The following is a 21530-nucleotide window of genomic DNA, read 5'->3' on the forward strand; positions in this document are numbered from 1 at the left end:
AGCCGCTTGCAGTCTTCCATAAATTCAAGTATTGTTGAATTCATGGATAAACACAGTGTCGTTCAGGCGCTCGCAGCGCTGGCCCACCCGGTGCGCCTGGAGGCTTTCCGGGCCCTGGTGGTGGCCGGCCACGACGGTCTTGCCCAGAAGGCGCTGGCCGAAGCGGTCGGCGTGGGGCCGACCAACCTGGCCTTCCACCTGAAGGAGTTGGCCACGGCCGGCCTCGTCAACCAGGCGCAGGCGGGCCGCTTCGTCATCTACCGCGCCGCCTTCGAGCAGATGAACGGTCTGCTCACCTACCTCACCCTCAACTGCTGCCAGGGCCTGCCCAAGGCAGCGGCTGCCGACGCAGCGGTCGCCGCGTCCGATGCCTGCGGCTGCTGAAGCCCGCACCCCTCATCCAGGAGACTCGTATGTCCGCCATCCGTTTGCGCCAGGCCCATCCCGCCGACTGGCCCGCCGTTGAAAGCCTGCTGATCGCCAACCGTCTGCCGGTGGACGGCGCTCGGGAACACCTGTCCACCTTCGTGCTCGCCCAGTCTGGGCTGGAGGTCGTCGGCTGTGCGGGTGTCGAGCCGCGTGGCGAAGTGGCCCTGCTGCGCTCGGTCGCGGTGGCGCCCGGCCTGCACCGACAGGGCATCGGCCAGCAGATGGTGTCGCTGCTGCTCGATGAAGCGCGGCGTCGCAACTTCAAGACGCTCGCGTTGTTGACGACCACCGCCCGGCGCTGGTTCGAAGGCTTCGGCTTCAAGGTCGCCGACCGCGCGACAGTACCTGCCGCGCTTAAGGCGTCGGCCGAGTTCCAGGGCGCCTGCCCCGCCAGCGCCGACTTCATGGTGCTGACGCTTCAGAGCGATAGCCCGTCCGGGCTCGAAGCCTTGCCGGTCGCCGTGCACGGCGCCGGCCCGGTCGGCCTTGCAGCGGCCGCGCAGCTGATCGAGCGTGGCATCCCGTTCGTCATCCTCGAAGCCGCATCCACGGTCGGCGCCAACCTGCTCGACTACGGCCACGTGCGGCTGTTCTCACCCTGGCGCTACGACATCGACCCGGCGATGGCCAGACTGCTGCAGCCGACCGGCTGGCAGTCGCCTTCAGCCGACGAACTGCCGCTGGCGGGCGAAGTCGTGCAGCGCGTGCTGGAACCCTTTGCGCGTCTGCCGCAGGTGGCATCGGTGCTCCAACTGTCGACGAAGGTGATCGCCGTCACCCGGGAGGGCTTCGACAAGGTGAAGAGTGCCGGCCGGGAGAACGCGCCGTTCGTGATCCGTGCCGTCCGCGAGGGCCGGACCTTCGAGCTCAAAGCGCGCGCGGTGATCGACTCCACCGGCACCTGGAACACGCCCAACCCGGTTGGCGCCAGCGGCTTGCCGGCGATCGGTGAACCTGAGGTGGCGGACCGCATCTTCTACGGCATCCCCGACGTGCTCGGTACGCACCGAAGCCGCTATGCCGGCCAGCGCACTCTCGTGGTCGGCGCCGGCCACTCGGCGGCCAACGCGCTGCTGGCTCTTGCCGAGCTGGCCTGGCAAGCGCCGGGCACGCGGCTGCTGTGGTCGGTCCGGTCACCGGTGCTCACGCGTGTCTTCGGCGGTGGAGACGCCGATGCGCTGCCGGCCCGCGGGGCGCTCGGCAGTTCGCTGCGCAACTTGCGCGACTCGGGCGGCCTGACCTTCCACGCCGGACTGCGCATCACGCGCATCGAACGACAGGGCGATGCGCTGGGCATTGTGGGTGTCGACGCCGACGGACATGAGCAGCGGCTCGACGGCATCGACCAGATCATCTGCGCTACCGGCCAGCGCCCCGACCTCTCGATCACGAGCGAGCTGCGCGTGAAGCTGGACCCTTGGCTGGAGTCCAACGAGGCCCTCGGTCCGCTGATCGATCCGAACCTGCACAGCTGCGGCACGGTGCGGCCGCATGGGCACCGCGAACTCGCCCATCCGGAGCCGGGGCTGTACACCGTCGGGGTCAAGAGCTATGGCCGCGCGCCGACCTTCCTGATGGCCACGGGCTTCGAGCAGGTGCGCTCGGTGGTGGCCGCATTGGCGGGCGACCTGGAAGCTGCCGACCGGGTCGAGCTCGATCTGCCGGAAACGGGCGTCTGCAGTGTCGGCGGCAGCGCGACGGAGGGCCTGGCCGGCGCGGCGTGCTGTGGCCCTGCGACCGCTGGTGCTGCGGCCTCTGCCGCCGAGCCAACCGCCGCTTGTGGTCCGGCGTCCTGTGGCACCGCTGTCCCGGCCTCGACGCCTGCCGCCGTGCAGGCGGTGGGTTGCTGCGGCGGAGCCCCTCGGGCCAACGCATCGGCCTGCTGCGCCCTCGATGAACTGAAGAAGGCCGAGGGTGCGGAAGGCTGTGGCTGCGGCACAACCCTGCCGCCCGCACGCGAGCCGGCTCGCGCCAAGGCGGCCTGCTGCTGATGCTGAAGCGCCGCAGCGGCACGGTTGCGGCGCTGGGCACGGCCCAGACTCTCGCTTGGGCCTCAACCTACTACCTGCCGGCCATCCTGGCCGCGCCGATGGCGCGCGAGCTGGGCGTCTCGACGCCGACAGTGTTTGCGGCCTTCAGCGGCGCGCTGATCGTGTCGGCGTTCGTGGGGCCGCGAGCGGGCGCGGCCATCGACCGCCATGGTGGGCGGCCCGTGCTGATGCTGACGAGCATCGTCTTCGCACTCGGCCTCGCCGGCCTGGGGCTGGCTCGGGACGTCGTCGGCCTCTTCGCCGCCTGGGTGGTGCTGGGCATCGGTATGGGCAGTGGGCTCTACGAGGCGGCGTTCGCATCGCTCGTGCGCCTGTACGGGAAGGACGCACGCAGCAGCATCACGGCCATCACCCTGATCGCCGGGTTCGCCAGCACGGTCGGCTGGCCGCTGTCTGCGGTGCTTGAGGCCGAGTACGGCTGGCGCGCTGCGTGCTTCACCTGGGCCGCACTGCACCTCGTGCTGGGGCTGCCGCTGAATGCGTTGCTGCCGATCGCCAGAAAGGCTGCGCCAACGGCCACTGACGCACCGATGGAGGTCGGTACGCATCTCTCGCCATCGTCAGCGCCCGAGTCCCAGATGCCGACGGTGGTGCTGTCGTTCGTCTTCGCGGCGACGTGGTTCATCTCGACCTCGATGGCGGCCCACCTGCCGCAGCTGATGCTGGCCGCCGGTGCGACGGTGGCGACAGCCATCCTCGTCGGCAGCCTGATCGGGCCGTCGCAGGTGGCCGCGCGTCTTCTCGAGTTCGGCTTGCTGCGCCGGGTTCATCCTTTGCTGTCCGCCCGCTTGGCGGCTGCAGCGCACCCGCTGGGTGTCGCACTGCTGCTGATCGCAGGGCCCGTGGCTGCGCCGCTCTTCGGCGTGCTGCACGGGGCGGGCAACGGCATCCTGACCATTGCCAAGGGCACGCTGCCGCTGGTGATCTTCGGGCCGCAGGGATACGGCCTCCGGCAGGGCTTGCTCATGGTGCCGGCACGCGTCGCGCAGGCACTGGCGCCCTGGCTGTTCGGCATGGCGCTGGACGTTTGGGGAACTGGCGCCCTGGCCGTGTCTGGCGGCCTCGGGCTCGCAGCCTTACTGGCTCTGCTGGCTTTGCGGGGGAGCTGAACAGGGCAAATGTCCTCATGCGATCAGCGCAGCGCCAAGTCGGCAATGAGCCTGGCCTTCAGTGCTCGCTCGCGGATCGCGTCCTCGGACTCGGTTGCCCAGGTGAACGTGCTTTTCCAGGCCCAGACCATGCCGTCGAGCCGGACGAAACGCACTTCGCCTGCCTTGCCCGCGACCGTCGTCGCTGGACGCTGCCCCTCGAAATCGAAGTTGATCGTGTGCGAGCCGGGCTTGAGCCTGTAGCGCACCATCGTGTTCGGCAGGGTCTCGACGGCGGCTCCGCTGTCCGCCTGGACCTTGACGAAGTTGCGGCCGTCGCCCCAGTTGCGCCGCACGACATAAACAGTCAGCGCATTCGGGTCGGGCGCAAACTGCTTGGCCTGTGCGTCGGCGTTCAGGCTCGGTACCGCGGCCGTGGTGCAGGCGATCACCCGGCCCTTGTTGGTCTTGTGGCAGTACGGGATCTCGGCGGTGGGATCGGGCGCCGGCGGCGTGGCGCACCCCGCAAGCAGCCCGGCCACCAGGACCACCGAGGCGCAGGTCAATCGGCTGGCAGTCATGGCTTTCACTTAACTGTGAAGCGCACGGAGCCAGCTGACTTGCCAGCGATGGTCACCAGGGCCACGACCTTGGTGCCGGGTCCGACCTTGAAAGCGCCCGAGGCTTCGAGCTTGTCGCCCGCCGGCTTCAGTTCGACTTCCTGCTTCTCGGTGCCCGTGAGCAGCGTCAGCTTGGCGCTGGCCTTGGACACGTCCGCGGGCTTGCCGTGGTCGCGCAGGTGCAACTGGATCATCGTGGGCTTGGCGACCAGTTCGTAGTCGATGTCCTTGACTTCGACGACGACGCCGCCGTGCATCGGCTTGTGCTCATGCGCATGGTCGTGTTTGTCGCCGGCGGCAAAGGCAGAACCGGCCAGGGCCAGGGTGATGGAGGCGAGGAGGGCTTGCGTCTTCATGAGAGTCCTTTCGGGTTGGTGGGTGTGAACAGGGGAAGTGGTCAAAGCGCCATCAAAGGGCTTCAGCGTCCTTGTCGTGCATCAGCGCCTCGGCCGGCTTGCGACCGAAGAGCCAGAACATCGCGGGCGTGAGGAAGGTGTCGAGCATGGTCGAACTGATGAGGCCTGAGAAAATCACCACGGCCACCGGGTGCAGCACTTCGGTCCCGGGCTGCTCTGCCTCGAACAGCAGCGGGGCGAGCGCGAAGGCCGTGACGAGCGCCGTCATCAGCACCGGGCTCAGCCGCTCAAGCGAGCCGCGCAGGATCATCTTCTGGTCGAAGGACTCGCCCTCGAAGCGCATCAGGTTGATGTAGTGGCTGACCTTCAGGATGCCGTTGCGCACCGAGATGCCCGCCAGTGTGATGAAGCCGACCAGGGCCGCTACCGACAGCGGCTGGCCCGACAGCCACAGGCCGATCACCGCGCCCACCAGGGCGAGCGGGATGTTCACCATGATCAGCGCCGACAGCGTGGCCGACTTGTAGCGGCTGTAGAGCACCACGAACATCAGCGTGAGCGACACGATGGACAGCAGGCCGACGAGCCGCGAAGCCTCCTCCTGCGCCTGGAACTGGCCACCCAGGGTGATGAAGTAGCCCTCGGGCAGCTTCGTCTCGGCCACCACCTTGCGGATGTCGGCCACGATCTCCGACAGAGCGCGCCCGGAGGCGTTGGCCGACAGCACGATGCGCCGCTTGCCGTCGTCGCGACTGATCTGGTTCGGGCCGTCGCCGTCCTCGATGGTGGCGATCTTCGACAGCGGGATGCGCCCGTTCGGCGTCTCGATCAGGATCTGACCCAGGCCTTCCACAGACCGCGCCGATTCCGGCAGCTTGACCACCAGTGCGAATCGGCGGCTGCCCTCGACGATCTGCGTGACCTTCTCGCCCTCGACCAGGGCCTGCAGCGCGTTCAGCACCTGGGGTGCCGGCACGCCGTACTGCGCCGCCGCGGCGTAGTCGATGCGCACCTTGATCTGTGGTGCCAGCACCTGCTTCTCGATCTGCAGGTCGGCAATGCCTTGGATCGCAGCCAGCTTCGCGCGCAGCGCATCGGCTTGGCCGCGCAGGGCGTCCAGGTCCTCGCCGAAGATCTTGATGGCGATCTGCGAGCGCACGCCCGACAGCATGTGGTCGATACGGTGCGAGATGGGCTGGCCGATCTCCAGCGCGGCCGGCAGGTTCACCAGGCGCGAGCGGATGTCGGCCTTGATCTCGTCCATGCTCCGAGTGAGTTCGGCCGTCGGCTTCAGGCCCACGTCGAGTTCGCTGACGTGCACGCCTTCCGCATGCTCGTCCAGCTCGGCCCGGCCACTGCGGCGCCCGACGTGCGTGACCTCGGGCACCTGCTTGACCAGCACCTCGGCCTGACGGGCCAGCGCTGACGATTCCGTCAAGGTGACGCCCGGATTCAGGCGCAGGCCGATCAGCAGCGTGCCCTCGTTAAAGGGCGGCAGAAAGGTCGTCGGGAAGAACGGCACCGCCACCGCGGCCACCAGCACTGCGGTACCCGCCGCCGCCATGGCGGCCTTCGGCCGATCCAGCACGCCCTGCAGGCTGCTGCGGTAGCGCGCCTTCAGCCAGGCCAGCACCTTGGTGTCGCCGTGATCCAGATTCTTCATCCGCGGCAGCAGGTAGAAGCTGAGCACCGGCGTCACCGTCACAGAGACGATCAACGAGGCCAGCGTCGAGACAATGAAGGCGATGCCCAGTGGCACGAACAGCTTGCCCTCCAGCCCCGGCAGCGCGAACAGCGGGATGAAGACGAGCACGATGATGACCGTCGCGTACAGGATGGCTGACCGCACCTCCATCGTGGCGTGCGCGACCACCTCGATCGGGTGCAGGCGACTGTGGGGATGGTTGGCTCGGTCGGCCTTCAGCCGCCGCAGCACGTTCTCGACTCCGACCACCGCGTCGTCGACCAGGCCACCGATGGCGATGGCCAGCCCACCGAGCGTCATCGTGTTGATCGACAGCCCGAAATACTTGAAGACCAGCGCGGTGATGAAGATCGACGCCGGGATGGCCGTCAGCGCGATGATGGTGGGTCGCAGCGTTCCGAGGAAGAAGAACAGGATCACCGCCACGAAGATCGAAGCGCCGATCAGCTTGCCCTGCAGCGTGGTGATCGAGGCCTCGATGAAGCTGGCCTGGCGGAAGGTCACGCGCGGTGCCTCCATGCCGGCCGGCAGTGACGCCTTCAGCCCGACCAGCGCGTCCTCGATGGACTTGGTGAGCGCGATGGTGTCGGCGGTCGGCTGCTTCTGGATGCCCAGGATCACCGCCGGCTTGCCTTCGTATCCTGCGTCGCCGCGCTTGAGCGCCGCGGCGAAAGTCACCTCGGCGATCTGGCGCATCAGGATCGGTTGTCCGTCCTTGGAGGTCAGCGCCAGGTTCTTCAGGTCATCGAGCCGGGAGGTCCGACCGAGGTTGCGAATCAGGTACTCGCGCCCGTTCAGCTCCAAAAAGCCTCCGGAGGTGTTGGACGAGTAGCCCTTCAGCGCGCCTTCGAGCTGGTCGTGCGTGATGCCCAGCTCCGCCATGCGGGTGGTGTTCGGCTGAACCTGGAACTGGCGGACCTCGCCGCCGATCGGGATCACCTGCGCCACGCCCGGCACCGACAGCAGCCGTGGGCGCAGCACCCAGTCCGCGTACTCGCGCACGGCCATCGCGCTGATCTTGCTCGGATCGACCGGGATGGCGATCTGCATGATCTCGCCCATGATTGAGCTGATCGGGCCCATGCGCGGCACCACGCCTTCGGCGATGCCTTCCTCCATCGAAGACAGTCGTTCCGAAACCAGTTGCCGTGCCCGGAAGATGTCGGTGCTCCAGTCGAAGGTGACGTAGAGGAAGGACAGGCCTGCCGACGAAGTCGAGCGCACCGACTCCACGCCAGGCAGACCGTTCATGGTCGTCTCCAGCGGGAAGGTGATGAGCTGCTCCACCTCCTCGGCGGCCATGCCGCCGGCCTCGGTCATGATGGTGACGGTGGGCTTGTTGAGGTCCGGGAACACGTCCACCGGGGTGGTGGAGAGCGTGAACGCGCCGTAGGCCATCAGCACGACGCTGGCGATGATCACCAGCAGCCGGTTCGTCAGGCTGTTATCGAGTAGCCACTTGAACATGTCAGCGCACCTGGTTGATCAAGGTGGCGCCTTGCGTGGCCACACGATCGCCGGCCTGCAAGCCCGAGGTGATCGCGACGTGCACACCGTCCAGCGGCTCCACCGTGACCGTTCGCGGCTCGAAGCGTTCCGGCGCTGCCTTGACCCAGACGACCGTCTGGTTGGCCGGGTTCTTCATCAGCGAGGCCACCGGCACGGAGACGCCCTTGACCTTGTCCCTGGTCTGCACGAACACGCGCACCGGCTGGCCGACAGCCAGCAGGGTCAGAGCATCACCCTGAGCCCGAAAGGCGAGCGGCAGCGCCTGTTCGCGCAGGCTGCGCGACGCCCCGATGAAGGTCAACGGCACCCGCTTGTCGCCGACAGCCATCGTCGCCGCGCCGATGTTCGAAGCGATGGCGGCATCGAAGGCGAGTGCCTCGATGCGCAGGCGTGAGGGGTCGACGATCTCGAAGATCAGTTCGCGCGCATCGACCACTTGGCCGGCCACCACGTTGGCGGAGGCGATCACACCGGACACCGGTGCCACCAGCGCCTCGCGGGTGGACAGGCCGCCCCCGACGGCGGCGATGCGCGCCGTCAGGCTGGCGGCTTCGCTCTCGGCCGCCTCGATCTCCTTGCGCGGCACCGTGTCGGCCAGCTCCTGCAGACGCGCGATGCGCTTGTCGGCCAGCGCCTTGGCGGCGCGCAGCTCGGCGAGCTGCGCGGCCTGGTTGGAGCGTTCGATCGGCGCCGCCGACGGCACGACGTAGGCCAACACTTCACCCTTGCGCACCGCCTGCCCAGGGTTGGGCAGGCCACGCGGCCCCGGCTCGATGCGGCCGGCGTTCAGCGGCTGCACCTTGCCACCGGCGTTCGGGTCCATCAGCACCTTGGCGCCCAGTTCCACGGTGCGTGGCAGTTCCGCAGCTTCGGTGACGAGGGTGCGCACGCCCAGCTGGCGCTGCGCGGGCTTGGGCAGGAACACGCTGCCGTCCGGCTGGCGCTGCGGGCCGTTGGCGCTGGGCGCTGCGGGCGCGCCGCCATGGTCATGACCCTCACCGGCATGGACGGGGGACAGCACTGCCAAGGCGAACCACAGCGCGAGGCTGGTGGTGATCAAGGTGCGCTTCATGCTGCACCTCCGGCGCGAACGTTGCGAGCACCCACGACGCGACGCCCACCCCAAAGAAGCAGGGCCAAGACCGCCACGCCACCGGCGCCCCAGCCTGCGTACTTCGTCCAGGCGTGGGATGCGACAGCCTCCTCGGTGTGCGCCTCCTCGTGGATGTCGAGTTCACCGGCCAGCAAGTCGGTTTCTTTGCCGGCGATGACGGTTGCGGCGACAGGCAGAACGCCGGGCTTGGGCTCGGTAGGCAGCACGACCTCGTACTCGTCTTCGCCTTGCTTCTCGGCCTTGAACTTCGCGCCGCCGATCTCGAGCTCGATCTGCGCGCCGCGCACCGGGCTGTTGTCGGCAAAGCGGTCGAGGTACAGCGTGATCTGCTTGCCGTTGAGCACACCGACGAGTTCAAAGATCTCGGACACAGCCGAGAAGCGCGGGAGCGCCTGTCCGACGGCCGCGGGTGCAGCGTCACCGTGGTCATGGCCTTCGCCGGCCCAGGCAGGGGATGCGACTAGGAGGGCCGCCGCGAGCAGTGCGGCCGGGAGATACGGGAAGTTCATGGAGGGGTTCCTGAAGAATTGGGTGGGCAGCGTCATGGACGTGTTGCCGGGGCTTCGCTGCGGCGTCACTGGGGGAGCAGGCCGAGGGCCTGGCGCCAGGCAGAGATCGCTGCTGAGAGCTCGATGCGGGTACGGGCCGCCTGTCGGTCGGCCTCGGCGGCTTCGGCCTCGATGCGCAGGCGTGTCGGCAGATCGGTTTCGCCGAGTCGGAACGACTTGTCGAAGAAGCCGCGCGACTCGCGGGCCAGCTGCGCGCGCCTTTCGGCGGCGGCCAACTGGGTGCGCGAGGCCTCGACCCGCACGCGCGCCGCTTCCCGTTCTGCGATGAGACGTTCGCGTTCCAGGGCCAGTTGCGCCTGGATCTCGGCGGCCTCGGCGCGCGCGTTGGCGCGTCGGGCATCAGAGCGTGGGCCAGCGCCGAAAGGGATGCGGATGCCCAGCGTGATGGTTTGCTGGGAGGCCTCGCCGCGGGCACCGCGGTCACGCGTCGTCGCCAGCATCAGCTCGGGGTTGGCGCGCGACTGGCTCGCAGTCAGTGCGACGGTTCGCTCGGCCACAGCTGCCCGGTCCTTGAGTTCCTGCAGCGCGGCGTGGGCTTCGAGGTCAGCTGCTGCGGCGCCGGGATCCGGCTCAGTCAGGGTGTCGCCTGCCTCGGACAAGGCAGGTGCGGTGCCCGCAAGTGCGCGCAAATGCTGTCGGGCCGCCGCAAGGCCGGCCTCTGCCTGCGCCACGCTGGCTTCCGCGCTGGCCACGGCGCCATCAGCCTGGTGCTGGTCGGCGCGTGCCAGATCGCCAGCCTTCGCACGCCGAGCCACGTCGGCGGCGATGAGGCGGGTGTTGTCCAGCTGATCGCGGGCGGTTCCGACCTCGATACGCGCACGCTGCCATTGCCACCAGGCGTCGCGAACGGTGGCTGCCACGCGCAGTTGGGCCGCGGTTGCCCGGCTCTCGATGGCGGCACCTTCGGCGTCGGCCAGCGCCGCGCTGCTGCCGCGCTCTCCAGGCAACCACAGCGGCACGGCGATGCCGACCTCGACTTCGCGCGCGCCGTTGTTGCTGCCCAGGCGGTCGGTCTTGTTCGAGACTTCCAGGGCCGCCGGCTCGGGCGTCCACGCCTTGGCGGCACTTTGTTGGGCACGCGCGGCGTCGCGGCGCGCCTGCAGTGCCATGGCCTCGGGCTGGCGGGCCCAGGCGGCGTCAAATGCTTGCCGCAGGCTCAGCGGGCTGGTGGCGCCGGCTGCGCCGACCGTGACAGGGGGTGCAGTGGTCGCGGTCGCTGTCTGTGCCTGCGCGGCCAAGCTGCAGGCGGCCATGGTGGCTGCTGCGCTGGCGCGCAGCAGCCAGACCGTTGTTCGAGTTCTAGGTGTCATCCGATGCTCCAGTGTTGAAAACAACTCACGGGAGATCGGCAAGCGGCGACCAAGAGGTCGCGTCGTGCCCGAAGGCGCCGCATGCTGCGGCGCGCACTCAGGCGCGAACGGGCTTCAGAGAAGGAAGAGACCCGCCTCGCCGATCAGGCGAGGGGCAGCCACTGAGGGCGTTCGGGTCGGGTCGGTGCGTGCGCACCACTGGCTTCGTCGAGGGAGGCGCTGCGATGCCCCGTCGAGAGTGCACCAGGCAGCGCCGACGGCAGATTCAGCATCATGCTGCAGGTGCCGTGGCAATGGCCGCAGTCCAGGTCCATGGCGCCGGGCGCTTTGCCATCACCGGCATCCGGGTTCACATCCGAGGTGGTGGTTGGATCGGCGTCCAACCCGGCCCCGTTGCTGGCGTCAGCATGGTGCTGGTGGTCGTGGTGACCGAAATGCTCGGCCCCGGCCTGGGTCTCGTGCCCGCAATACGACGCCACGGCCGCCCAGCTGAACTGGAGCGGCAAGAGGGCGAGCAGGACGATGGCGAGGATTCGACGCACGGGCAAGAGTCTAGCGGCTACAGGGTTGGCCTCGGCGCGACCATGGCGACCGGACTGTGGGGTTTCACCACTTCGCGGCACGAATGCGTGCAACGTTGCGGTTCATCCGGTGGCGGATCACGCGTTCGTACAGCCAACGCTTGAGGCCAGACAGGTTGGAACCGTGGCGCGCGTAGAAGGCGTCCGGGCTGTCGAAGAGGCCGAAGTCGTCGGCGATGCCTTCCTTCTGGATGTAGGTGTCCTGGCCACGCCATTCGACGCCGGGAGCCGACAGGTCGCGAGTGGCGGCGCCGTAGCCGCAGAAGCGGCGCGCCTGGGGGAAGCGGCGCTGCAGGCTGGCCAGGTAGGGCGCATCGAGGATGAAGCCTTCGAGTGCGATCCAGCGGCTTTCCAGACTGACTTCGACCCAGCTGTGGATGATGCGCTGGGGGGCCAGTGCGTAGGCCAGGCCGGTGATCGCGCCCTTCTGCAGCGGCTTGTCGATCGTGAAGCCATGGAAGCGGCTGGGGATGCCCACCGCGCGCAGCAAGGCCATCAGCAGCGTGCTCTTGGTGTTGCACTGGCCGATGCCGTCGGCCAGCACCGTGGATGCCGGCAGTTCGTCGCCCTCGTTGTAGCCAAAGGCGATCTCGTTGCGGACGAAGTCGTAGACAGCGCCGATGCGGTCGTAGGGGCTGAGGGTTCGCCAGCCGCGACGGGCGACCAGGGACTCGATGTCCGGGTGGTGAACATCTAGCAGCGGCGTCGCTGCCAACAAGGGGTGCATGGCGTCGGACATGGCGTCGTTCCCTTCAAGCTTGCGCCGGCACAGGGCGCAGTTCAGCCCGGGCCTGCTGGATGACGGAGCGCGCGGCGGTCAGCGCGAGCACGCCCATGACCGCGGCGACGGCCAGGTCGGGCCAGCCGCTGCCGGTGCCGAAAACGCCCAGCGCAGCGGCCATCACTGCCACGTTGCCGATCGCATCGTTGCGGCTGCACAGCCACACCGAGCGCATGTTGGCGTCGCCCTCGCGCCAGGCGTAGAGCATCGCGGCCACCGACACGTTGGCCAGCAGCGCCAGGGCGCCGATCGCGCCCATCGTCACCGGCTCGGGCACAGTGCCCGCGGCGGCCGACCAGGCGGCCCGGCCGAGCACGAACACGCCGAACGCGCCCATGGTCAGGCCCTTGAAGAGAGCGGCCCGTGCGCGCCAGGTCAGGGCCATGCCGAGCACGAGAAGCGAGATGCCGTAATTGGCCGCGTCGCCGAAGAAGTCGACCGCATCTGCCAGCAGCGACACCGACCCGGCGCGCAGGCCACCGGCGAGTTCGATGCCGAACATCACCGCGTTGATGATCAGCGCCACCCACAGCACGCGGCGGTAGCGCGGGCTCTGGCTGGCGGGTGGGGCGGTGCAGCCGTGGCTGCAGCAGGAGTCGCTCATAAGAGGCTTTCGCGTGTCGATGCAGGTATTTGAAACCCTGTAGCGGCTCCAGAGTCAAGCGGCTATGCTGCGATTCGTTGGCGTGTCACTCCGCGCACGTCGAGAGCCCTGAACCATGTTCGATTTCCTTCGCTTCACAGGACTGTTCTTCATCACCGCGATCGCCGAGATCGTCGGCTGCTACCTGCCCTGGCTGGTGCTGACCCAGGGCCGCCCGGTCTGGTGGCTGTTGCCCGCGGCGGCTTCGCTGGCGGCATTCGCGTGGCTGTTGACCTTGCATCCGAGCGCTGCGGGCCGCACCTATGCGGCCTACGGTGGTGTCTATGTCGTTGTTGCGTTGCTCTGGTTGTGGCGCGTCGACGGTGTCATGCCGACGCGATGGGATCTCGTCGGTGGCGCCATCTGCCTCGCCGGCATGGCGATCATTGCGCTGCAGCCCAGGGCTGCCAGCTGAAGAGGAGGCACGACCATGAAGATCGGCGAACTGGCCCTGGCGGCGCAGACCCAGGTCGAGACCATCCGCTACTACGAGCGCGAGGGCCTGCTGCCGCAGGCGCCGCGCAGCGAAGGCAACTACCGCATCTACGGGCCCGAGCACGTCGAGCGTCTGGCGTTCGTGCGCCATTGCCGGTCACTGGACATGACGCTGGACGAGATTCGCGTGCTGCTGCGCTTCAAGGACCAGCCGCAGGCGGAGTGCGGCGAGGTCAACGCGCTGCTCGACGAACACATCGGCCATGTTGCCACCCGCATCCGTGAGTTGCGCCAGCTGGAGAAGCAACTGAAGGCGCTGCGCGAGCAGTGCGCGGGCAGCAGCGAGGCTGCACGCTGCGGGATCCTGAACGAGCTGGTGCAGGCCTCGTCAGTGCCGGCTGCCGCAGCGGCCAAGGTGCCTGGTCACCACGTGGGTGGCTCGCACACTCGCGGCAGTCGACGTTAGCAGTGACGAGCAGGTCTGCTGGGCTGCCAAGCACGACAACACATTTTCGCTCCACATGTGCGGCGGGCTCGCCGTGCAGAGCACTTGCGGCCAGCACGCGTCGCGGACGCCCGGCTGCGGTGGCGCTCAAGGCCGCTCAGGGCACTTGCTCCTCGAACTGCATCAGAGCCTCGATCAATGGGCAGTTCACCTTGCGTTTCGTCGTCGAGCAGCTGCTGACCAGGTCTTGCAAGGCAGCCTCCAGAACCCGCAGGGCCTGCAGCCGTTGCCGCACGTCCGCGAGTTTGTGCTCGCCAATCTGTCGTGCTGCCGAACATCCTCGCCCATCGTCGAGCGACAAGAGTGCGTGCACGTCATCGAGGGTGAAGCCCAGCGACTGCGCCCGCTTAATGAAACGCAGTCGCGTCAGCGCCGATGGTGCATACCTGCCGATGCCGCCGGCCGGGCGGTCAGGGACGGCCAGCAGGTCGCGGCGCTGGTAGTAGCGAACCGTCTCAACGTTGACCCCGGCCGCTGCGGCAAGTTGGCCGATCGTCATTTGTTCCATCATGGGCTTGACTCCGTACTCAGGTACGTACCTAGACTAGCTGCAATCGATCCCTACAGGAACAGGTATGTCACGGCCCTTGACGACTTCCGGCTCACTGCTGGGCGGCGCCGCCGCTGCAATTGGCGCTTCGGCCTGTTGCGCCGGCCCTTTGCTGCTGGTGGTGCTCGGCGTCGGTGGCGCGTGGGGTTCGCGTCTGGTGGCCCTGGAGGTTTACCAGCCTTACTTCATCGCGGCTGCGCTGGCGTTCTTCGGTTACGCGTTTTTCAAGCTGTACCGCAGTCCTGAGGCCTGTAAGCCAGGCGAGGCGTGTGTCATCCCCGCAGTGCGCCGACGGCAGCGTGTCATCTTCTGGGTGGTCGCCGCTGCGGCAGTGGCCTTGATGGCGTTTCCGCTGTATGCGCCGCTCTTCTACTGAGGTCATCCCATGAAGTTCATTCCTGTCCTGATTGCTGGCCTTGTTGCCTCCGCGGGCGTCATGGCCGCCGGCTCCCGCACGGCTACGCTGGACGTGACCAAGATGGACTGCGCGGTGTGCCCGATCACCGTTCGGAAGGCGCTCGAGAAGGTGCCTGGCGTGGAGACCGCCAAGGTCGACTTCAAGACCAAGCGCGCGGTCGTCGCGTTCGACCCGGCGAAGACCTCGCCCGAGGCACTGACCCGGGCGACCGCTGACGCGGGCTTCCCTTCGTCGGTGGGTTCGGTGAAGTGACCGAAATCGTTCTTCAATCGGTCCTTGCCTGCCCGCACTGCGGGCATGCGAAGGAGGAAACGATGCCGACAGACGCCTGCCAATGGTTCTACGAGTGCGAGAACTGCAAGACGGTATTACGCCCCAAGCCGGGCGACTGCTGCGTGTTCTGCTCGTACGGCACGAACAAGTGCCCGCCCATCCAGGCAGATGGTTCGTCGTGCTGCGGCTGTCCGACGACAGAGCCGAGTTGACATAACTAATATCGACGCTCATTCCGGGCCGCTTGACAGCCCGAGGGGCCATTTTGACGATCTTGATCGACCTGGCAGCGTCCCGAAGCAGGTCTTTCACAGCTGCCGTCGCTGCCCGCCCAGCGCCTTGCCAAGCGCGTTGCTGGTCGAGCAAGTGCTTCGGTCGACGACGTGCGTTGCCTCGGCTGAGCAATCTCGTCGGCGTCGATTTACGCGCCGGCATGTGCACCGCGCTACCGCGCGGCCCTGTGGTCAGGCGAAATTGAAGTAAAAGCGGGCCGCAAGCACGAGAGTCGCGCGACCTTCCATCTGCTTGGCTCGCTTGAGAGCCGCCGGGGCGAACAGCGCCTGCGTCACCTCGTTCTGCTGCACGCCTTCTCGTGCCTCGGCTCCACTGACGAAGTGCTCATCGAATTCCCGTGCAAAGCCCGCGCGAGCATCCTGCTCGTTTTCCGCGTAGGCGACGCGCGCCAAAAGTGTCCTGCCCTCACCGGTAGCGCCATAGTCTTGCCACACAGTCCACAGTTTCATGTTTCGGCTCTTTCGCTGACCACCATTCGCGGCGTGCGCCGTGCAAATCGATCCGAGGGAGGACCGCGTTGCCGACGCAGATCCTCGCCTGTCGAAGCCAGTGGTACAAATCTGCCATGACTACTGTCCACTGCACCATCGAGACCGACCCAGATTCCGGCGGCTTTGTGGGCTGGGTGATCGGCTTCAGGCACTTCGCAGCAACCGGTTCAACGCCGGACGAGGTCGAATCCAGGCTTCGACGTCAGGTCCTGAGCGTTCATGAGTCCGGCGGCCTAGTTGTTGAGTTTCAACAGGTTGTTCCCGAACAGGCGGTAGGCTGGAGGGCGGTAGCCGAGGGCTGAGTGTGGCCGCCGGGCGTTGTAGTAGGCCAGGAAGGCTGGCAGCCATGCCGTTCGCTCGGCGCTGTTGGCCCATACCCGTCCGTAGGCCCATTCGCGCAGGCAGGTCTGGATGAAGCGCTCTGCCTTCCCGTTGGTCTGGGGGCAATAAGGCTTGGTGAACGAGTGCTTGATGCCCAGGGCCTGGCAGGTCTTGGCGAACAGCTTAGAGCGGTACGCACTGCCGTTGTCGGTGATCAGCCGCTTGATCGTCACGCCCAGCGCGGCGTAGTGCGCCACACTGGCCTTGAGGAACTCCACCGCCGAGGTCTTGCGCTCGTCGGGGTGCATCTGAACGAAGCCCGCACGCGAGTGGTCATCGATGGCCACATGCGCGAACTCCCATCCCGCGCCCTCGACCGAATCGCGGCGATCGCCAGTCACGCGATGGCTGGGCCGCACGATGCGCCCGAGCTTCTTGGTGTCGATGTGAAGCAGCTCGCCGGGCGCTTCGTGCTCGTAGCGCACGACCGGCTTGGCCGGCTCCAGCGCACTCAGGCTGGACAGCCCCAAGCTGGCGACGAAGCGGCTGATGGTGGCCACGCTGCGGCCGACGACCGCGGCGATCCGGCGCACCGGCATGCGGCTGCGCCGTAGGCCCTCGATGCGCTCTGCCAGTTCGGCGTCGATGCTGTTGCGAGTGCGCAGCGGGCGAGAACTGCGATCGACCAGGCCATCCTCGCCTGCGGCCTCGTACCTCGCGAGCCACTTGCGTGCTGTGCGCAGGCTCACCCCAGCGGCGTTGGCCGCCGCCGCCAGCCCCATCTGGGCAACCCGTTCGACCAGCAGGCGCCGGCCCTGCCAGGTCAATCTGGCATTCTTATGGGTGTTCACTCGGTCGATCCCTTCTGTGAGTCCTGAAGCGTTGCAACTCCAGTCTCCCAGACCCGGCCGGGTGAACAACCTATTGAGACATCACACCTAGTCCTCGACAGCGAATTTGTCCGAACCTTCAGCATCGAACTGCCGCTGACGTAGTTAGAGCACCTCCAGCCTCGGCGGCCGTGCGCGCGACAGCCGCGCACAAGCCGCGTCGATGTTCGTGATGCCAAGTTTCAGCAATTCCTGCCGCATGGTCTCGGCGTCCATATCCCTCAGGAGGTAAAGCTCAACCCAATCACGCGGCGACCGTGTCCAGCTCGCGTTGCTCAGCTCCCAGCGCTGGGGGAAGTGCCGATCGGTAGCCTCACTGGCGATTCGGGTCTGCTCGCTGAGTTCGGGGCAACGGCTTGCATGCCAGAGGACTTCCTGCGCGGCCTCAATCGCTACCAGCTGTCTCGCAAGATTGTCGTCGTCCTGCTCCAGAAAGCAGGTGGCCACTGCGCGATCATCGGGGAACGCAGCCAGCACGGCCGCAACGTCCGACTTCAACTCAGCGGGCGCGCCAGGGTCGCTCTGAATGTCTCCCAATGTCGCTCTTGCCCAGCGCAGGGCACGGCGGCGTTCAGATGGCATCGTCATGGCAACTCCGGGGGCTTCCCGATCAGTATGCCGACCGTAGCGCTGCCGGGCAGCCCCAGTTTCCCGAAGAAGGCCTCAAGCTCATCGTCTTCGACGTCTGAACGGCCTTCGCCGGCAGCCATTCTTCGCCCAGGGCTCACCGGCCCCACGTGTGCCCGTTCGATCTTGACGCCGCTGACGAAAAAGCCCGCGCCAAGGGCCTGAATGCGGTCAACAACGCTTAGCTGGCACGCCCCTTCAGGCCGAATCGACACAAGCCCTGACATCGGGGCCGGCCGAGAGCGGGCGCCACCTGGCTTGCAAGCCGTTCCCTTTGCAGCTGCAGGCGGGACCGGAGCGGGCAAGGCGCGCGATCCTGGCGATGGCCTGCTGCACTTTCAAGGATCGGAGATTTCATGGACGGATTCAACTCGACTTTTAGCCACAGAGGTCAGCACCACGGCCAGCGGCAGGTGCCGACGGACGTGTGCGCTGACATCCTGTGGTTACGGGTGGGCTTCAGCACGCGTTTCGACGCCGTCGGTGTCGCGCACTGGCATCGGCGGCTGCGCACCTTCCTGTCCGGCTGCGGGCTGACGGCGGCGATCGCAGTCGAGCGCATCGCTATCTTCCCTGTGGGCGCGGCGATCACTTCCTTCGATCGAGGCTTGGTCATCGGCTGGCTGACGGCTCAACCTGAAGTGGTGTTCGTTCACATCGACCGCCGCTCCAACGGTGACCACGCCCCGTTCGAACACACAGGGCGGCTCCATGGCCAAGACGCTTGAGCCGAGGCTGGGTTTCACGGTCTGGATCGAGCCGCGAACCGGCATGTCACCGGCAGCGCAGGCTGCGTTCATGCGCCGCATGGAGGACTATTTGGACGCACGAGATCTGCAGTGTGACGGCGCGCCACTGCGCGCGGTGATCTGGTCGCCAGACCACAGCCTCAGCGCCACCGATCAGGTTGAGTTGCTCGACTGGCTCATTGACGATGCGGCCGTGTGCACGGCCTCAGTCAGCCCGCTGATGCGACATTCGGCCGAACCCGCCAGCTTTGCCGACGGCTACGTCCTGGTCCGTGCCGCCGACACGGCAATCGCGGCCCTGTCGCTGCTGTACCGCGCGCGCCGGGTCAGCGCTGAGCTGTACCTGCAGATCTTGGGCGGTTTCATTCGGCCGGTGGCCGTGCGTTCACCAACCCGTTGAGGCCGGGCATGCGGGTGCGATCCAGTAAACCTCGGGGTAGCGACGCGCTCAACGGGACACCCGTCCCCGCGACGGTCGGGCCTTGGCACTGGCGGGCGTCGCAGAGCGGGCGCGCCTTGCAGGCGCGGCAGCCGCCTCGCCGAACAGCGCCGGTATCGGCACGCCCAGGCTGCCCGCCAGCGCGTGAATCATGGTCAGCGTCGGGTTGGCCTTACCGGTCTCGATCCGGCTCATGTAGGTGCGGAACAGGCCACACCGTTCGGCCAGGTCCTCCTGCGTCATGCCGGCGGCGGCACGAAGTTCACGGATGCGATTGCCAAAGGCGTGCTGAGGGGATGTGGCCACTCAAGTACTTTGGCGACAGTACACTTATTCATACACACACTAATTCGTACATTGCAGACCGCCCGCCCCACCATGGCGGTCGAACCCGGATCTCGATCCCGACCCCAACGCCTGAGAAGAACCCATGACAAGCGCCCTCCGCATCGCAACCCGTGCCATCGCCTGCATCGCCGTACTCGGCCTGGCTGGCTGTGCGTCGACCACGCCGACGCGCGAGGTCTCCAGTGGCTATGCCATCTTCGACATCAAGCCCGGACCCGAGGTCGGGCCGGGCCCGATCGCCCAGGCCGTCAAGGTCGCACTGCAGAAGAACATGACCAAGGTGCAGATCCTCAACGGCATTCCGCCATCGCCACTGCCGGAGAAGGCGCCCCGCTTCCAGTTGGTCTCGCCCTTCAAGGGCAGCGGACTCGGTGCGCTGGCGGCAGCTTCGGGGCAATCCGTTCAGGTGCCCACGTGCGAAGGCGCGATCCTGACGGCGAGCGCTTACGACGGATCCATGTCCCGGTACGGCGAGGGTACGACCTTCTTTGCCTGCGTGATGCCGTACCAGGGTGGGCTGGCACTGAACATCTATACGACATTCACCAAAGCCTCGGGCGCATTCAATGCGGCGACGTTGGGGGCGACCTTGGCGCGCACCGTCGTCGGTGACACCAGTCAGTTCATTCCGCGCACGATTGCGGATGTTGTGGACAGCGTGAAGGCCACGGGCGCTACGGTCACCATGACGGAGGCCTACCCGTGAGCGGAACGATGTGATGGATGGAGCGAGGCGGCCACCCGCTGTGCTGGCGCCAAGAGCGCTGCTCGAAATCCTGGGCGAGGAACTACTTGGCCAATTGGTTGGACTGCCGGTGGCTTCGATCTCACAGGCGGCTGAGGAGGGTCAGACCGCTGATCGCCTCGCGTGGATAAGCCAAGTTGTGTCGTATCTGCAGGGCGCCTACAGCAACGGCGGCATCAGACGCTGGTTCACCCGTCCCCGGGCGCAACTCGATGGGCGAAGCCCTCTGGAGGCCCTTGGCCCGGGCTGGAGGTCCGATGCCGGGCCTGCAGCGATAGCTCTGAGGCTGGCCAAAGAGCTGGTTTAGGGGGCTGGTCAGCCATGTCACAACGGTCGAAGATGTCGAGGGAACGCCGCGATCGCGGCGCCCGGGCTTGGTGATTGAACTGCCAATTGCTGGCGAGCAAAGCTGAACCTCTGGGGGATCGCTACATGAAGGCTGAAGACCAAAGGTCACCACAGTTGCCCAAGTTTCAAGGTGAGTTGATTCGAGACGACCGTGGCCGACAGGTCGTGTGCTTCACGACGCCATCGGGCGTGCAGGCTATCGTGGATACGTCCATCCCGCAGGAGGCACTTGCAAAGCTCGCTGCGAAACTCACGCGCAAGCTGGCGCGGCGGGAAGGCCGTGAACAGAGCCGTTTTCATGCGCGCAACATCGACACGCGTGATCGCTAGTTTGCGCAATAACGATCCCAGCGCAGTCCTTCGACAAAGCTGCGCCGAGTACGCGCTGGCAAAAAGCAGGCCTTGAGAAACTGGCGCATAGTCCTTCTGTGGAACCGACCCCCTTCATTCCGGCCAGCCACGAGGACCGCCGCCAACTGATATTGCGAACAGCACGATTTGAGCTCGGACCGGCCGCGGCCTCGAGTTTCATGGATGTCCGCAACTTCGCGCTGGGCGGCCGTACCCCGTCAGAGTTGATTCACAGCGAGGAGGGCGTGCGCCAAATCCTCAACGAGATCGACGCCCATGCCGGAGGCGGGCCGCTCTGACGCGGACGCGCCTCCAGCCTTCAGCGTCGGAACATTCGGACCAGCATGCACATACAGCGGACCACCTATCTGTCGTTCTGGGACGTCGAACTGGGCAACCTGCCCACAGGGGTCTTCCGCCAGCGGGACCTGTCGACGGCCGAGGCTCGCGACATCTTGCGTGGGGCACGAATTTCAAAGTCGCTGATCTGCGTGTCCCGAAAAGACCTCGGAGCCCCCTACGAAACTCGAGCACGCCAGCGTCACGAGGAGCTCTGCGCATTACTGCGCGAGCACGCCGACATCGAGATGCAGCTGCGGGACTTCTTCGGCGAACTCTGCGTCAATCCTTTGTGTCTTGCCAAGGTGACCAACCAGAGCCGACTTCTCGTCGTCGATTGCCATTACGTCCGCGACCACCAAGAATCGAGTGATGCCGGGCCGCCCGAGTCGGATGTTGGTGGCGAGCCCATCGAACGCCTGCGAAGCCTGCTCAGAATGAAGCTGGCTCCTGAGTCCCTGCGGTTCCACATTCTTGAAAAGATTCCTGATACCTGGCCGTCATCAACAAACGGCGGCGCTGACATCGCGGCTCAGCCCGCCGAAAGAGATCGGTCCGGACAGGCCCTTCAGCAACTCGCCCAATTGTCCCAGGATCTGGGCCTGGGCTACTGACGGCAGCTTTTGCAGAATGCGCCGCGGTACCTGATGC

28 protein-coding genes are annotated in these 21530 nt (G+C 66.7%); 14 read left to right on the top strand and 14 right to left on the bottom strand.

Annotation, left to right across the window (positions count from 1 at the left end; all coding sequences use genetic code 11):
• Positions 1–42: 42 nt before the first annotated feature.
• From FFT10_RS23515 to FFT10_RS23525, 3 genes are read left to right on the top strand one after another with little or no spacing between them, the layout of a single operon-like run.
• Entirely contained in the window at positions 43–384 is a 342-nt protein-coding gene (locus tag FFT10_RS23515) for an ArsR/SmtB family transcription factor (protein WP_137735319.1), read from the top strand.
• Positions 385–413: 29 nt separating this feature from the next.
• Entirely contained in the window at positions 414–2420 is a 2007-nt protein-coding gene (gene arsN2, locus FFT10_RS23520; RefSeq protein ID WP_137735320.1) for an arsenic resistance N-acetyltransferase ArsN2, read from the top strand.
• Positions 2420–3589: an MFS transporter gene (locus tag FFT10_RS23525; RefSeq protein WP_137735321.1), complete on the top strand. Its 1170-nt coding sequence runs from the start codon at positions 2420–2422 to the stop codon at positions 3587–3589. Before arsN2 ends, FFT10_RS23525 begins: the two co-directional genes overlap by 1 nt.
• Positions 3590–3612: 23 nt before the next feature.
• Here the strand turns inward: FFT10_RS23525 and FFT10_RS23530 are convergent, their stop codons facing one another.
• The 9 genes from FFT10_RS23530 to FFT10_RS23570 all read right to left on the bottom strand — a co-directional run bounded on the left by FFT10_RS23530 (position 3613) and on the right by FFT10_RS23570 (position 12717).
• Positions 3613–4149 (bottom strand): hypothetical protein, encoded by a 537-nt coding sequence (locus FFT10_RS23530; RefSeq protein ID WP_137735322.1) that lies wholly within the window; start codon positions 4147–4149, stop codon positions 3613–3615.
• Between the two features lie 5 nt (positions 4150–4154).
• Positions 4155–4544, bottom strand: a complete 390-nt coding sequence (locus FFT10_RS23535) for a hypothetical protein (RefSeq protein WP_137735323.1) — start codon at positions 4542–4544, stop codon at positions 4155–4157.
• Between the two features lie 52 nt (positions 4545–4596).
• On the bottom strand, positions 4597–7716 hold the full coding sequence (locus tag FFT10_RS23540) for an efflux RND transporter permease subunit (RefSeq protein WP_137735324.1): 3120 nt from the start codon (positions 7714–7716) through the stop codon (positions 4597–4599).
• 1 nt (position 7717) lies between these two features.
• Positions 7718–8830, bottom strand: coding sequence for an efflux RND transporter periplasmic adaptor subunit (locus FFT10_RS23545; RefSeq protein ID WP_137735325.1), 1113 nt, complete (start codon positions 8828–8830; stop codon positions 7718–7720).
• Positions 8827–9417, bottom strand: a complete 591-nt coding sequence (locus FFT10_RS23550) for a hypothetical protein (RefSeq protein ID WP_373282586.1) — start codon at positions 9415–9417, stop codon at positions 8827–8829. Before FFT10_RS23550 ends, FFT10_RS23545 begins: the two co-directional genes overlap by 4 nt.
• A gap of 29 nt (positions 9418–9446) precedes the next feature.
• On the bottom strand, positions 9447–10751 hold the full coding sequence (locus tag FFT10_RS23555; RefSeq protein WP_137735379.1) for a TolC family protein: 1305 nt from the start codon (positions 10749–10751) through the stop codon (positions 9447–9449).
• Positions 10752–10894: 143 nt separating this feature from the next.
• Entirely contained in the window at positions 10895–11293 is a 399-nt protein-coding gene (locus FFT10_RS23560; protein WP_137735326.1) for a hypothetical protein, read from the bottom strand.
• A gap of 64 nt (positions 11294–11357) precedes the next feature.
• Positions 11358–12071, bottom strand: coding sequence for a transglutaminase-like domain-containing protein (locus FFT10_RS23565; protein WP_137735327.1), 714 nt, complete (start codon positions 12069–12071; stop codon positions 11358–11360).
• 13 nt (positions 12072–12084) lie between these two features.
• Positions 12085–12717: a cation efflux transmembrane domain-containing protein gene (locus tag FFT10_RS23570; RefSeq protein WP_137735328.1), complete on the bottom strand. Its 633-nt coding sequence runs from the start codon at positions 12715–12717 to the stop codon at positions 12085–12087.
• Positions 12718–12832: 115 nt separating this feature from the next.
• Here FFT10_RS23570 and FFT10_RS23575 point away from each other — a divergent pair, with 115 nt between their 5' ends.
• Both FFT10_RS23575 and cadR read left to right on the top strand, forming a co-directional pair.
• Positions 12833–13171 (top strand): YnfA family protein, encoded by a 339-nt coding sequence (locus tag FFT10_RS23575; RefSeq protein WP_137735329.1) that lies wholly within the window; start codon positions 12833–12835, stop codon positions 13169–13171.
• 15 nt (positions 13172–13186) lie between these two features.
• Positions 13187–13657, top strand: coding sequence for a Cd(II)/Pb(II)-responsive transcriptional regulator (cadR, locus tag FFT10_RS23580; RefSeq protein ID WP_137735330.1), 471 nt, complete (start codon positions 13187–13189; stop codon positions 13655–13657).
• A gap of 136 nt (positions 13658–13793) precedes the next feature.
• Here cadR and FFT10_RS23585 read toward each other — a convergent pair whose 3' ends face one another.
• A complete protein-coding gene (locus tag FFT10_RS23585; protein WP_228027278.1) occupies positions 13794–14204 on the bottom strand; it encodes a MerR family transcriptional regulator in 411 nt (136 codons plus the stop codon).
• A gap of 67 nt (positions 14205–14271) precedes the next feature.
• On the opposite strand from FFT10_RS23585, the gene FFT10_RS23590 reads away from it, so the two are divergent.
• From FFT10_RS23590 to FFT10_RS28420, 3 genes are read left to right on the top strand one after another with little or no spacing between them, the layout of a single operon-like run.
• Complete coding sequence (locus FFT10_RS23590) at positions 14272–14622, top strand: mercuric transporter MerT family protein (protein WP_137735332.1); 351 nt, start codon at positions 14272–14274, stop codon at positions 14620–14622.
• A gap of 9 nt (positions 14623–14631) precedes the next feature.
• Complete coding sequence (gene merP / locus FFT10_RS23595) at positions 14632–14916, top strand: mercury resistance system periplasmic binding protein MerP (RefSeq protein WP_137735333.1); 285 nt, start codon at positions 14632–14634, stop codon at positions 14914–14916.
• The gene (locus FFT10_RS28420) at positions 14913–15149 is read left to right on the top strand and encodes a GDCCVxC domain-containing (seleno)protein (protein WP_137735334.1); all 237 of its coding nucleotides are present in this window, start codon (positions 14913–14915) and stop codon (positions 15147–15149) included. Before merP ends, FFT10_RS28420 begins: the two co-directional genes overlap by 4 nt.
• Positions 15150–15401: 252 nt before the next feature.
• Here FFT10_RS28420 and FFT10_RS23605 read toward each other — a convergent pair whose 3' ends face one another.
• From FFT10_RS23605 to FFT10_RS23615, 3 genes are all read right to left on the bottom strand, one after another.
• On the bottom strand, positions 15402–15680 hold the full coding sequence (locus FFT10_RS23605) for a hypothetical protein (protein ID WP_137735335.1): 279 nt from the start codon (positions 15678–15680) through the stop codon (positions 15402–15404).
• A 275-nt stretch (positions 15681–15955) separates the two neighbouring features.
• The gene (locus FFT10_RS23610) at positions 15956–16894 is read right to left on the bottom strand and encodes an IS481 family transposase (RefSeq protein ID WP_137735336.1); all 939 of its coding nucleotides are present in this window, start codon (positions 16892–16894) and stop codon (positions 15956–15958) included.
• A gap of 144 nt (positions 16895–17038) precedes the next feature.
• Positions 17039–17521, bottom strand: a complete 483-nt coding sequence (locus FFT10_RS23615) for a BPSL0761 family protein (RefSeq protein WP_137735337.1) — start codon at positions 17519–17521, stop codon at positions 17039–17041.
• A gap of 395 nt (positions 17522–17916) precedes the next feature.
• On the opposite strand from FFT10_RS23615, the gene FFT10_RS23620 reads away from it, so the two are divergent.
• Positions 17917–18288, top strand: coding sequence for a hypothetical protein (locus FFT10_RS23620; protein ID WP_137735338.1), 372 nt, complete (start codon positions 17917–17919; stop codon positions 18286–18288).
• Entirely contained in the window at positions 18272–18709 is a 438-nt protein-coding gene (locus FFT10_RS23625; RefSeq protein ID WP_137735339.1) for a hypothetical protein, read from the top strand. Before FFT10_RS23620 ends, FFT10_RS23625 begins: the two co-directional genes overlap by 17 nt.
• 48 nt (positions 18710–18757) lie before the next feature.
• Here the strand turns inward: FFT10_RS23625 and FFT10_RS23630 are convergent, their stop codons facing one another.
• Positions 18758–19054, bottom strand: a complete 297-nt coding sequence (locus FFT10_RS23630; protein ID WP_174246144.1) for a helix-turn-helix transcriptional regulator — start codon at positions 19052–19054, stop codon at positions 18758–18760.
• A 124-nt stretch (positions 19055–19178) separates the two neighbouring features.
• Here FFT10_RS23630 and FFT10_RS23635 point away from each other — a divergent pair, with 124 nt between their 5' ends.
• The 4 genes from FFT10_RS23635 to FFT10_RS23650 all read left to right on the top strand — a co-directional run bounded on the left by FFT10_RS23635 (position 19179) and on the right by FFT10_RS23650 (position 21493).
• On the top strand, positions 19179–19802 hold the full coding sequence (locus FFT10_RS23635) for a hypothetical protein (protein WP_137735341.1): 624 nt from the start codon (positions 19179–19181) through the stop codon (positions 19800–19802).
• Between the two features lie 471 nt (positions 19803–20273).
• A complete protein-coding gene (locus FFT10_RS23640; protein WP_137735342.1) occupies positions 20274–20519 on the top strand; it encodes a hypothetical protein in 246 nt (81 codons plus the stop codon).
• Positions 20520–20617: 98 nt separating this feature from the next.
• A complete protein-coding gene (locus FFT10_RS23645) occupies positions 20618–20839 on the top strand; it encodes an MbcA/ParS/Xre antitoxin family protein (protein WP_137735343.1) in 222 nt (73 codons plus the stop codon).
• Between the two features lie 45 nt (positions 20840–20884).
• Positions 20885–21493: a hypothetical protein gene (locus FFT10_RS23650; protein ID WP_137735344.1), complete on the top strand. Its 609-nt coding sequence runs from the start codon at positions 20885–20887 to the stop codon at positions 21491–21493.
• The last annotated feature ends 37 nt before the right edge of the window (positions 21494–21530 follow it).

The organism is Pseudaquabacterium pictum (assembly GCF_005403045.1).
GTDB classification, from domain to species: Bacteria; Pseudomonadota; Gammaproteobacteria; order Burkholderiales; family Burkholderiaceae_C; genus Pseudaquabacterium; species Pseudaquabacterium pictum.